The organism is Pseudomonas syringae, from assembly GCF_001698815.1.
In the GTDB taxonomy this organism is placed as follows: Bacteria; Pseudomonadota; Gammaproteobacteria; order Pseudomonadales; family Pseudomonadaceae; genus Aquipseudomonas; species Aquipseudomonas syringae_A.
Genome location: NZ_LGSI01000007.1, coordinates 39,868 through 50,508, shown reverse-complemented (window position 1 = coordinate 50,508; position 10,641 = coordinate 39,868). Strand labels below are relative to the sequence as shown.

12 protein-coding genes are annotated in these 10,641 nt (G+C 60.2%); 5 read left to right on the top strand and 7 right to left on the bottom strand.

The genetic code is table 11. The features are described 5' to 3' along the window. Window positions 1-206: 206 nt before the first annotated feature. Window positions 207-2,594, bottom strand: a complete 2,388-nt coding sequence (locus AFK24_RS02505; protein ID WP_065831741.1) for a penicillin acylase family protein — start codon at window positions 2,592-2,594, stop codon at window positions 207-209. A gap of 136 nt (window positions 2,595-2,730) precedes the next feature. Next, complete coding sequence (locus AFK24_RS02500; RefSeq protein WP_065831742.1) at window positions 2,731-3,303, bottom strand: DUF6436 domain-containing protein; 573 nt, start codon at window positions 3,301-3,303, stop codon at window positions 2,731-2,733. A 101-nt stretch (window positions 3,304-3,404) separates the two neighbouring features. On the opposite strand from AFK24_RS02500, the gene AFK24_RS02495 reads away from it, so the two are divergent. Continuing rightward, complete coding sequence (locus AFK24_RS02495; RefSeq protein ID WP_065831740.1) at window positions 3,405-4,373, top strand: alpha/beta hydrolase; 969 nt, start codon at window positions 3,405-3,407, stop codon at window positions 4,371-4,373. Here the strand turns inward: AFK24_RS02495 and AFK24_RS02490 are convergent. Continuing rightward, complete coding sequence (locus tag AFK24_RS02490; RefSeq protein WP_065831739.1) at window positions 4,367-5,131, bottom strand: DUF2059 domain-containing protein; 765 nt, start codon at window positions 5,129-5,131, stop codon at window positions 4,367-4,369. The genes AFK24_RS02495 and AFK24_RS02490 overlap by 7 nt on opposite strands. A gap of 149 nt (window positions 5,132-5,280) precedes the next feature. Between AFK24_RS02490 and AFK24_RS02485 the strand changes: the two genes are divergently transcribed. The 4 genes from AFK24_RS02485 (at window position 5,281) to trmB (ending at window position 7,928) form a co-directional block, all read left to right on the top strand. Further along, the gene (locus tag AFK24_RS02485; protein WP_065831738.1) at window positions 5,281-5,916 is read left to right on the top strand and encodes a 2OG-Fe(II) oxygenase; all 636 of its coding nucleotides are present in this window, start codon (window positions 5,281-5,283) and stop codon (window positions 5,914-5,916) included. A 92-nt stretch (window positions 5,917-6,008) separates the two neighbouring features. Beyond that, window positions 6,009-6,209: a sulfur carrier protein ThiS gene (thiS, locus tag AFK24_RS02480; RefSeq protein WP_020291783.1), complete on the top strand. Its 201-nt coding sequence runs from the start codon at window positions 6,009-6,011 to the stop codon at window positions 6,207-6,209. Between the two features lie 53 nt (window positions 6,210-6,262). Next, window positions 6,263-7,057, top strand: coding sequence for a thiazole synthase (locus tag AFK24_RS02475; RefSeq protein ID WP_020291784.1), 795 nt, complete (start codon window positions 6,263-6,265; stop codon window positions 7,055-7,057). Window positions 7,058-7,280: 223 nt separating this feature from the next. Next, window positions 7,281-7,928, top strand: coding sequence for a tRNA (guanosine(46)-N7)-methyltransferase TrmB (trmB, locus tag AFK24_RS02470; RefSeq protein WP_240500324.1), 648 nt, complete (start codon window positions 7,281-7,283; stop codon window positions 7,926-7,928). Between the two features lie 125 nt (window positions 7,929-8,053). On the opposite strand, the gene AFK24_RS02465 is transcribed toward trmB, so the two are convergent. Genes AFK24_RS02465 through AFK24_RS02450 form a run of 4 tightly spaced genes read right to left on the bottom strand, consistent with a single transcriptional unit; the run spans window position 8,054 to window position 10,634 of the window. After that, entirely contained in the window at window positions 8,054-8,377 is a 324-nt protein-coding gene (locus AFK24_RS02465; RefSeq protein ID WP_020291786.1) for a DUF3392 family protein, read from the bottom strand. A 9-nt stretch (window positions 8,378-8,386) separates the two neighbouring features. After that, window positions 8,387-9,601, bottom strand: a complete 1,215-nt coding sequence (hemW, locus tag AFK24_RS02460; protein WP_065831736.1) for a radical SAM family heme chaperone HemW — start codon at window positions 9,599-9,601, stop codon at window positions 8,387-8,389. Further along, window positions 9,598-10,191: an RdgB/HAM1 family non-canonical purine NTP pyrophosphatase gene (gene rdgB, locus AFK24_RS02455; RefSeq protein WP_065831735.1), complete on the bottom strand. Its 594-nt coding sequence runs from the start codon at window positions 10,189-10,191 to the stop codon at window positions 9,598-9,600. Before rdgB ends, hemW begins: the two co-directional genes overlap by 4 nt. Then, the gene (locus tag AFK24_RS02450) at window positions 10,188-10,634 is read right to left on the bottom strand and encodes a DUF4426 domain-containing protein (RefSeq protein WP_065831734.1); all 447 of its coding nucleotides are present in this window, start codon (window positions 10,632-10,634) and stop codon (window positions 10,188-10,190) included. Before AFK24_RS02450 ends, rdgB begins: the two co-directional genes overlap by 4 nt. Between the last annotated feature and the right edge of the window lie 7 nt (window positions 10,635-10,641).

Here is a 10,641-nt window from a genome sequence, read left to right as displayed (position 1 = left end):
GTAGGACCGGACTTGTCCGGGAAGACGTCGGGTCTGTCGAGGAAGATCCTCGGCGTTCACACCGGCCTTTTCGGGGACAAGTCTTCTCCTACCGGGTTGAGTGTTGCTCGGTAGGAGCGAACTTGTTCGCGAGGCAATGTTCCTGATGACACAGGTCTATGGCTTCGCCAACAAGTTGGCTCCTACAAAGGCCAGTTCGGCTTGAGTTATCCTCCCGGCACCAACCGCAACGTCCCTTCGGTATGCCCCGCCACATCCCCTTCGCTCAAATACTGCTGCACATAGCCGCCGTTGATGTAGGTCTGTGCCTGATCCGAATAATGCTTGTCGAACGGCACGCCGCTCTGCCCGACCGGGTTGATACCCACGCTGTGCGCCGGGTCGGCGAAGTCGATGATGCGTCGGGTCGAAGGGCCATAAGTCACCGGCCATGGCGCCGGGCCGATGCGGGCTGACAAGTTATTGGGCACCTCATGAGTGCCGGGCGCAGCAAACGGGCCGACATTCAGCAGTTGCCCCAACAGCGGTTGCGAACCCAGCGGATGTGCATGCGTCAGGGTATGCGCCTTGCCCCACAGCCATTCATCCGGGTTCACGCCATAAGTGGATTTCAGGTGTGAAACGCTGGCGTGCCAGGCGACCTTCACGGTGTTGGCGCGGCTCTCCGGCGCTGGGGAATTGCGATTGTTCCACCATGGCGAGTGGGCGTCAGCGGCTACACGTGGCAAAGCGGCATCGATGACCCGCGTCGACAGCAAGGTTTCGAACAACCCATCGCCCAGTTCGTCATGAAAGATTTCTTCGGTGAGATCAAACAGGAACTGGTTGAACAACGTTGCGCCTACCGAATCCAGGGAATAGTCGCCTTTCCAGCTGGCCAGCCGTTCCACCAAGGCCTTTTCTTCCGGATCGCTGATGATGCTGCGCAATACCGGAATCAATGGCGTGAGAATGCGCGAGGCGTACTCGGTCTGCGTGCCCAATTGCAGCTTCTTGCTGCTGTCCACATCCCACTTCACCGCCGAATCGCTCAGCTGCCGATTGAGCTGCTGACCACGGTCGGCGAGATTGTAGTAGCCGGGGATCGACATACCCGTGGGTGAAGTCGGCTGGAAGTTGGCGGACACGATGTAGCCGCGAGCCGGGTTCTCTTCCTGCGGGTTGGCGCTGAACGGGTAAAAGCCCAGTTTGTCGGCCTGCTCAGTGCTGCCATCCAGAATGTAGTTGGGGTTGACGCCTTCCGGGCGAATCGGCAATTGCGCCGCCGCCCACCAGCCGATATCGCCCTTGGCGTTGGCCCAGACGATGTTCAGCCCCGGCGACTGGATCTTCTCGGCAGCGGCACGCATTTTTTCCAGGGTGTCGGCGCGATTGGCTTCATAAAAGCCTTCGAGGATCGGGTTCTCCGATTCAAGGAATGACCACCACATGGCAATCGGCGTCTTGCCCGCCGTCGCACCCAGCACGTCATTGACGATCGGGCCGTGGGGCGAGCTGCGCAGCGTGATCGTCACCGGCTGTTCGCCCTTGACCGCAATCTGCTGCTGGCTGCTGGTCATCTCGATCCATTGGCCGTGGTACCAGACTTGATTGGGGTTTTCGGGATTGGTCTTTTCGGCGATCAAATCCAGGTCGTCGTTCTGGAACATGGTCAGGCTCCAGCCGAAATCCATGTTGTTGCCCAGCGATGCGAACGGGTTGAGCGCCTGATGGTGGCCGTACAGCTCAAAACCCGGCGCGGAGAGCTGCGCTTCGTACCACACCGCCGGAGCGGAGAAACGAATATGCGGATCGCCAGCCAAGAGCGGCTTGCCGCTTTGGGTGCGACTGCCGGAAACCGCCCAGGCATTGCTGCCTTCGAATTGCGGCAGACCGGCTTGTTCCAGCGCCTGATTGCTGAGGAATGCCAATTGGTTGAGGGAATTCCAGTCACTGTCAGCCAGTACCGGTGCCTGACCGAGTGCGCCTTGCGGCTGCCAGTCGAGGTCGAAGGCTTTCAGGTATTCAGGGCCGAGCTGATCGCGCACGTAAGTCAGCAAGGGTTCGGTACGAAACGCCGCCGCGAAGCTGTAGGCCATATAACCGCCGACGCTCAGCGTGTCTTCAGCCGTGAACGGTCGCTTGGGAATACCGAGTAAATCGAATTCCAGCGGTTTGGCGTGGCCGTCCTGATATTGATTGATGCCGTCCAGATAGGCTTGCAGGGCTTTCCAGGCGGGCGTGTTCTGGTCGTGGCGCGCTACATATTCATCGGCATGCTCGCGGATGCGCAGGCTGCGGAACAGTTTGTCGGTGTCCACCAGTTTCGGCCCAAGCACCTCGGCCAGCTCGCCACGGGCCAGGCGGCGCATCATTTCCATCTGGAACAACCGGTCCTGGGCATGTACATAACCCAGGGCGCGATACAGGTCGGCCTCGTTTTCGGCGCGGATATGCGGCACACCGCGCTCGTCATATCGCACGCTGACCGGTGCTTGCAGATGGGCGAGCGCGATTTCGCCGTCGCGCACTGGCTGTTTGAGGTGGATGAACCAGGCACCGCCGCCTGCAACGATGGCAATGATGAAAACAAGAATAGTCAGACTGCGTTTCATCCAGCTTCTCTATGAATAATTGGGCGGGTGCGAGCTCGGTGGGAGCAAGCTTGCTTGCGAAGACCGTATGTCAGACAACAGAAATGTGCCTAATGTACTGACCTCTTCGCGAGCAAGCTCGCTCCCACAGGTTTTTTCATGGCAACCACGGGCAATAACACCCCACCGCCATGGTGTGTGTGGCATCCACCGGGCGACCGGCGCTCAGGGCTTGCAGGATCGGCTCGATAAAACTGTTGCTGGAATTGCAGGTCAGCCCTTCGCTGTACGGCCCGAAATAGGCGAGCTTGCCGTCCCGATCCCAGATGGCAACCGCCGGGCTGGCGGTGATTTGCTCGGCACCGGGCAAAGTGCTCAATGGCTTGATCGCGCTCAGGTTTTCCGGCAATTGGCCGTGGCTGCCGGGTCTTTGCACTGAATAGAAATCCACGCCGTGGTCGCCGCCGAAGCGCTCGATCAATTCCCCAAGATGTTGCTGATTGCCGACATTGCACGGGCATGCCGGGTCCCAGAAGTGCACCAGCCTGATTCGCCCCGTCCCGGCTAGCTCGGCGGGCAGGCGTAGCGCGTCGCCGGCGAACAGCGCGGTCTGATCGCTGAAGGGGCGCAAGTAACGTCCCTGAAACCAGTCGTACGCCGCCCACAGCCCGGCTACGCAAACCAGCGCGAGCAACCAGCTGAACAACGTGTTGCGGCGGATAAGTTTCATGTCAGACGCTTCTGTTTGAGGTGGCGTAGCTTGCCACGCCAAGGGATACAGATGAATATCGGTGCAGCGCATTTCGCCATGCTTTTTGTTCTGGGATTTTCATGACCGCCGCGTTCGACCCCAATTCCCTGCGTGCCAGCCTGCAACCGTTGAGCGCGATGCAGCCGCTGTCAGTCGAGGGCCTCGCCTACCAGCGCTTTTACAGCCTTGCCGAACTCGGCCCGAAAGGCCCGACGCGCAGTTGGTTGGGGCGGATGGACGTGGCAGGTTATGAAATCGTCGGTCAGGTCTGGCTTCCCGAGCAGCCGGTGGCGACGCTGTTCCTGCTGCACGGTTTTTATGACCACATGGGCCTGTTCTCGCATGTGATCGAGTGGGCGCTGAGCATGAACTTCGCAGTAATCGCCTGCGATCTGCCGGGCCATGGTTTGTCCGGCGGCCCGCGCGCCAGCATCAAGGATTTCGCGGAGTATCAGTTGGTGTTGCAACGCTTGTTCGCAGAAGCCTCCAGCTTGCAGTTGCCCCAGCCCTGGCATTTGTTCGGGCAAAGTACTGGCGGGGCGATTGTGATCGATCACTTGCTCAATCAGGGCGAGAAAAGCCCGGCCCAAGGCCAGGTGATCCTCCTCGCACCGCTGGTTCGCCCGCGCGCCTGGGGCTGGTCGAAACTCAGCTATTACCTGCTCAAACCCTTCGTCAAAGGCATCGCCCGACGCTTCAGCGAAAACTCCAATGCCCCGGCGTTCCTGCCATTTCTGCTGGCTGATCCGCTGCAACCTCAGCGCCTGCCCACCGCATGGGTCGGCGCCCTGGCGCGCTGGATCAAGCGCATCGAATCAGCACCGCGCAGCACCCGCAGCCCGATCATCATCCAGGGCGAAGCGGACATGACCGTTGACTGGAGTCACAACCTCGACGTGCTCAACAAAAAATTCAACCACCCGCAGATTCTGATGCTCAGCGAAGCCCGCCATCATCTGGCCAATGAGCTGCCGGAATTGCGTGCGCGGTATTTTGCTTCGATAGAGCAGAAGATGGGTCTGGCGGCTTCAAGCAGTCAGGTTTACTGACCCGGCGCCAGGCTCGAAGCGCTTTGCCCGACCGCCAGTCCCGCACGTATCGCGGCCAGTGCGGCCTGGTAATAGGCTTTGCCTTCGGGGGATTCGGCGAAGTTGGAGAATTCTTCCAGTTCCGGGTCGGACAGGTCGCGGTAGACGTACAGCAGGGTGTTGTTCATGTCTGCGGCGATTTGTGTCATCAGGCGTTCGCGCTGACCATCGAGCATGCTTTGGCCCTGGCCCTGCGCGCCGCCCATCAAGCCGGGAATCATCTGGCTCAGGCTGTCGGCCGCGACACCGGCAATCGCAAGACTGATTTCGGCGCCTGCTTCCTTGGCGGGCAAAGCCTGCGCAAGATGGCCGATCAACAGTTGGCGGGTAGCGTCGGCTTCGATATGCGGCAGGCCCTGGGCGTTTTTCGCCAGTTGATCGGCGCGGGTTGCGGTCAGCTCGGCGTTGACGATTTTCATGCCCAGTGGCGATTGAAAGAACTGCAGGGCAGGGTTGGGATCGCGCAGGGTTTCGCGCAAGCGCTTTTCGGCGCGCTGATCCATGGCCTGCGGGCCGAAGCGCTGATTGCTGTTATTGACCAGCGCCTGATAGACCGCTGGCGGCAGGCTATTGCGATATCGCTGTTGGGCTGCTTTGAGGGCATCGTTGAAATGTGCGCGTTGTTCTGGCCAACCGGCGACCTTGTATAACTGGTCATAGCTGTCTGCCCAAGCGGGCAATGTGCAGAACATCAACAGCAAAACAAACAAACGGCGCATAGGGACTCCTGTCGGCAGGTCGCTATTCTCCGGGTGCTGGCGGGGATTTGTCGAGTTATGACTTCCCTTGCCACGTGAAAATTAATTGAGTTGGCAATCCCTTCATCGCCGGTACTGTTGGATTTGCGGGCATATGGATACTATGCGCGATGCGAATTGCCCCTGATCACCCGTTGCTGCTGCGAATCGTTGACGACCTGGCTGCCCACGGCTGGTCGCAGCAGAATATTTTCCTGCCCGAAACATTGACCCGCGAGCTGGCCGGCGAGTGCCGCAAGCGCGCCGCCGAGGGCGAACTGGCTCCGGCTGGCGTGGGTCGCGGACCCTTCCAGGAGGTGCGCGAAGGTATTCGTGGTGATCATATCCAGTGGCTCGAAGCCGGGCAGGTCGACGTCTGCGACCGCTATCTGGAACTGATGGACAGCCTGCGTCTGGCGCTCAATCGCGGCCTGTTTCTCGGCCTCGAAGACTACGAAAGTCATTTCGCGCTGTACCCGCCCGGCGCTTTCTATCGCAAGCACGTCGACCGTTTTCGCGACGATGACCGGCGCATGGTTTCAGCTGTTCTTTATCTGAATCAGGCCTGGTTGCCCGAACATGGCGGCCAGCTGCGCATGTATCTCAAAAATGAGGTGCAAGATGAAATGCAATACGACGTGCAGCCAACCGGCGGATGTCTGGTGGTCTTCCTGTCCGGTGAAATCCCTCACGAAGTCATGCCTTCGACCCGCGAGCGGCTATCGTTGACCGGATGGTTCCGGCGCCGGGGCAACGAGCCGTTCTGACCGGCGCCGAGACGAATGGCGTGGCTTTGCCTTGGTCATACCGGCTGATCGGGCTAGAATGCTCGCCCCTAAAATGATGGCTGCACTCGCGCATGCACATTCAGTTGAACGGCGAACCCCTTGAACTGCCGGATGGCGAAACCGTCCTGGCACTGCTGACCCGCCTTGACCTTGCCGGGCGTCGCGTCGCAGTCGAGCTGAACCTGGATATCGTGCCGCGCAGCCAGCATGTGTCCACGGTCTTGAGCGACGGCGATCAGGTCGAAGTGGTCCACGCCATCGGCGGCGGCTAGCCCCCGGCACGCAGTGATTTCAATCTGCTAGAAACCTTCCAAGAGGATTTCCCATGAGCAACGTTCGCAGCGACAAGCCGTTCACCCTGGCCGGTCGGACTTTCGAGTCGCGCCTGCTGGTCGGTACCGGCAAGTACGTCGATATGGAACAAACCCGTCTGGCTATCGAAGCTTCGGGCGCCGAGATCGTCACGGTCGCGGTGCGCCGGACCAATCTGGGCCAGAATCCGGGCGAGCCGAACCTGCTGGATATCCTGCCGCCGGACCGCTACACCATCCTGCCGAACACCGCCGGCTGCTTCGACGCCATCGAGGCCGTGCGCACCTGCCGCCTGGCCCGTGAGCTGCTCGACGGCAAGAATCTGGTCAAGCTCGAAGTGCTGGCCGACCAGAAAACCCTGTTCCCTAACGTGATCGAAACCCTCAAGGCCGCCGAAGTGCTGGTCAAGGAAGGCTTCGACGTGATGGTCTACACCAGCGATGACCCGATCATTGCCCGGCAACTGGCGGAAATCGGCTGCATCGCGATCATGCCTCTGGCGGGTTTGATCGGCAGCGGCCTGGGGATCTGCAATCCGTACAACCTGCAGATCATCCTCGAAGAAACCAAAGTGCCGGTGCTGGTCGATGCTGGTGTCGGCACCGCATCCGATGCCACCATCGCCATGGAACTGGGCTGCGAAGCGGTGCTGATGAACTCGGCCATCGCTCACGCGCAGGACCCGATCCTGATGGGCGCCGCCATGAAACACGCCGTCATTGCTGGCCGTATGGCCTACCTTGCCGGGCGCATGCCGAAAAAACTCTATGCCAGCGCTTCCTCGCCGCTGGATGGTTTGATCCGGTAGGACTCCTACCGTAGGACCGGCTCTAGCCGGGAGGGCGTCATTCTGATCAAGGAATTTCGTCGGATGTATTGGCCCTCTCCCGGCTAAAGCCGGTCCTACGGTCAAATAGATAATGTGTCGTTTGATATAGAGCTCGTTGATGACTGATTCGCACGTTCCACCCGAGTCGCCTGTTGCAGAAGAGGGCGCAGAACGCCAACACCGGCGCATCAAGAGTTTCGTGATGCGCGCCGGACGCATGACTGAAGGCCAGCAACGTGGCCTGGATCAAGGTCGCCCGTTGTTCGTTCTGCCGCTGACCGATGCGCCGGTCGACTACAATCAGGTGTTTGGCCGCTCTGCGCCGCGCACCCTGGAAATCGGCTTCGGCATGGGCCATTCCCTGCTGGAGATGGCGGCGGCTGCGCCGGACCAGGATTTCATCGGCGTCGAAGTGCACAATCCGGGCGTCGGCGCGCTGCTCAATGGCGTGCTGACTCAAGGCCTGACCAACGTGCGGGTCTACGATTGCGACGCGATCGAAGTGCTCAACCGCTGCATCGCCGACAACAGCCTCGATCGGCTGATGCTGTTTTTCCCCGATCCATGGCACAAGAGCCGTCACCACAAGCGCCGCATCGTGCAGCCTGAATTTGCCGAACTGGTGCGCAGCAAGCTCAAGGTTGGCGGTGTGCTGCACATGGCCACCGATTGGGAACCCTATGCCGAGTTCATGCTGGAAGTGATGAACGTCGCACCGGGCTATCGCAACCTCGCCGAAGACGGCAAATGCGTCCCGCGCCCAACCGAACGCCCGATCACCAAGTTCGAACGCCGTGGCGAACGTCTGGGGCATGGGGTTTGGGATTTGAAGTTTGAGAAGCTGAATTAAGGCCCGTCGCCTGACCTGTAGGACCGGCTTCAGCCGGGAGGGCGTCATTTCGGATAATGAAATGCCGCGACTGTGCTGGCCTCCTCCCGGCTGAAGCCGGTCCTACGGGAGCGGTAACTCTTGCTTCACTTCCTGTCCGCAACAACCCCGATCAACACCAGCACCACCACCAACACCGGCGCCAGGCTGTAGTTGTTGAACTGGCTTAGCCCGCGAATCACCCACGGCGTGGCATAGATCAGCGCGGCGCCGCTACCGAGGGTGACCAGCAATGCCATGAGCGGGATGCGCAATGCGCCTGCGAAGCTGCTGATGCGTTGTTCGACCCAGCCCTTGAAGTCAGCGCCAAACAACACCAGCAAACAGCCCACCAGCGCCAGCGCGATTTCCGAAAGGTTGCTGCGGCTCCAGCGGGAGGCAGTGGCGAGCAGGTCGAAGATGAAATCCATGCAGGGTCCTTAGATTAAAAAGTATTGCAGCAAGTCATTGAGAAACAGCTGGCCTTGGGGCGTGGCGACCAGTCGTGTCGGATCAGCCAGCAGCAGGCCACGTTGTTCGGCTTGCTGACGGGCGCTGGCCAGTGAATCGAGGCTTAGACCGGTGCGCTGGCGAAATAACGCAGCGTCGACACCATTTGTCAGGCGCAGCGCATTCATCAGGAATTCGAACGGCAATTCTTCGACGCTGAGCAGCTTTTCTCCGGCCTTGAATGGCTTGGCCGGGTTGAGGTAATCCTTTGGCAGTCGGGTTTTCCAGGTACGCACGATGCGCCCGTCCGGATGGCTGAGCTTGCCGTGAGCGCCGGCGCCAATGCCGATGAAGTCGCCAAAACTCCAGTAATTGAGGTTATGCCGCGCCGGTCTGCCAGGTTGTGCGTAGGCCGAGACTTCGTATTGCGCGTAACCGTTTTCGGCGAGCAGCAGTTGCCCGGCTTCCTGGATGTCCCAAAGAATGTCGTCTTCGGGCAGCACGGGCGGCTGGTTCCAGAACACGGTGTTCGGCTCCAGCGTCAGTTGATACCAGGACAAATGCGTCGGGCCCAGATCAATGGCCTGTTGCAGATCGCCCAAGGCATCGCTTTGCGACTGATCCGGCAGGCCGTGCATCAAGTCCATGTTGAAGTTATCGAAACCAGCCTGACGCGCCATGTCGGCGGCGCGAATTGCTTCGTCGCCGTTGTGAATCCGCCCCAGCGCTTTTAGTTTGGCTTCCTGAAAGCTCTGGATGCCGATGGACAGCCGATTGATCCCCAGCCCGCGATAGGCGCTGAACTTGACCTGCTCGAACGTGCCTGGATTGGCTTCCAGAGTGATTTCGATGTCGCTGGCGAAGCGAATGCGCTGTTCGACGCCCTTGAGCAAGCGGCCCAGTGCCTCGGCGCTGAACAGGCTCGGCGTGCCGCCGCCGAAGAAAATCGAGCTCAATTCCCTGCCGTGCACATTGGGCAGGTCCAGATCCAGGTCGGCCAGCAGCGCGTCGATGTATTCGGCTTCCGGCAGCACCGGGCTGGCGGTGTGGGAATTGAAGTCGCAATACGGGCATTTGCGCACGCACCACGGAATATGGATATACAGCGACAACGGCGGCAGTTGCGGCAGCGCTGCTCGCGGGCCGGTCGAGGAAAAACCGGTTTCACCGAGAAACAGCGGTTGGGCGGGTGAGTCGTGGGTCATTTCAAACTCAAGCGCTGGCGCAGAATGGCCATGGCGCGGGCGCGATGGCTTAGCTGGTTTTTCTCGGCGGGACTCAGTTCGGCGCTGGAGCAATTGCGCTCCGGCACCCAGAACAGCGGATCGTAACCGAAACCATGCGCGCCACTCGCAGCAGTCAGAATGCGCCCATGCCACAGCCCTTCGCACAGAATCGGCAGCGGATCATCAGCGTGACGGACCAAGGCCAGCACACACACGAACTGCGCGCCGCGTTGCTCTTCGGGCACGTCATTGAGCACGTCCAGCAATTTGGCGTTGTTCGCCGCGTCGCCCTGGCCGTCGGCATAACGCGCCGAATAAATCCCCGGCGCGCCGCCCAGATAATCCACCGCCAGCCCCGAATCGTCCGCCAGGGCGGGCATTCCGGAAATACGCGCAGCGTTACGCGCCTTGAGGATCGCGTTCTCGACAAACGACAGGCCGGTTTCTTCCGGCTCGACCTGACTGAATTCGCCAATCGAGCGAAGTTGCACGCTGTCGCCGAGCATGGCCTGAAGTTCTTTGAGTTTGCCGGCGTTGTGGCTGGCCAATACGAGCTGCGGAAAAGTCATTTGTCGCCTGAGTAGATGTCTTGGTTGAAGCTGAACGAGTGTGCGTCGTCGTTACCGGCCTTCACGTTGACCGTGAAGGTGTAGGTTGCTGACGGACCCGGATCAAGAGCGAACTGCGCGATGTAGTAGACCGCGCCCTTGTCATTGATCTGCTTGAAGGTGAGGTTTTTTTCCCGACCGGTCAGGTCTTTCACGTTGCCGGTGACATTGGCGGGAATGGTCTTGCCGGCCTTGGCCGCAGCGATGTTCAGCACGCCCTGATCCTTGCTGCGAATCAGGCCGGTGGCTTCGGCGATGGCGGGTTGCAGGACGCTGGACCCGAACGCGTTGTAGTGCACGGTCAGCTCACCGAATTGTTCCTGGCGCTCGGGCTTGGCGTAGTCGGCGGCCATCAGCGGCAAGGCCAGGCACAAGGTGCATAAAAAGACAGCTAGGCGGCGCATGATCATT

Bases quoted from the DNA above. Each gene is read 5' to 3' on its own strand.
- hemW (WP_065831736.1), bottom strand. From the start codon at position 9,601: ATGACCCACGACTCACCCGCCCAACCGCTGTTTCTCGGTGAAACCGGT.
- rdgB (WP_065831735.1), bottom strand. From the start codon at position 10,191: ATGACTTTTCCGCAGCTCGTATTGGCCAGCCACAACGCCGGCAAACTC.
- thiS (WP_020291783.1), top strand. From the start codon at position 6,009: ATGCACATTCAGTTGAACGGCGAACCCCTTGAACTGCCGGATGGCGAA.
- AFK24_RS02505 (WP_065831741.1), bottom strand. From the start codon at position 2,594: ATGAAACGCAGTCTGACTATTCTTGTTTTCATCATTGCCATCGTTGCA.
- AFK24_RS02495 (WP_065831740.1), top strand. From the start codon at position 3,405: ATGACCGCCGCGTTCGACCCCAATTCCCTGCGTGCCAGCCTGCAACCG.
- AFK24_RS02450 (WP_065831734.1), bottom strand. From the start codon at position 10,634: ATGCGCCGCCTAGCTGTCTTTTTATGCACCTTGTGCCTGGCCTTGCCG.
- AFK24_RS02500 (WP_065831742.1), bottom strand. From the start codon at position 3,303: ATGAAACTTATCCGCCGCAACACGTTGTTCAGCTGGTTGCTCGCGCTG.
- AFK24_RS02485 (WP_065831738.1), top strand. From the start codon at position 5,281: ATGCGAATTGCCCCTGATCACCCGTTGCTGCTGCGAATCGTTGACGAC.
- trmB (WP_240500324.1), top strand. From the start codon at position 7,281: ATGCGCGCCGGACGCATGACTGAAGGCCAGCAACGTGGCCTGGATCAA.
- AFK24_RS02475 (WP_020291784.1), top strand. From the start codon at position 6,263: ATGAGCAACGTTCGCAGCGACAAGCCGTTCACCCTGGCCGGTCGGACT.
- AFK24_RS02490 (WP_065831739.1), bottom strand. From the start codon at position 5,131: ATGCGCCGTTTGTTTGTTTTGCTGTTGATGTTCTGCACATTGCCCGCT.
- AFK24_RS02465 (WP_020291786.1), bottom strand. From the start codon at position 8,377: ATGGATTTCATCTTCGACCTGCTCGCCACTGCCTCCCGCTGGAGCCGC.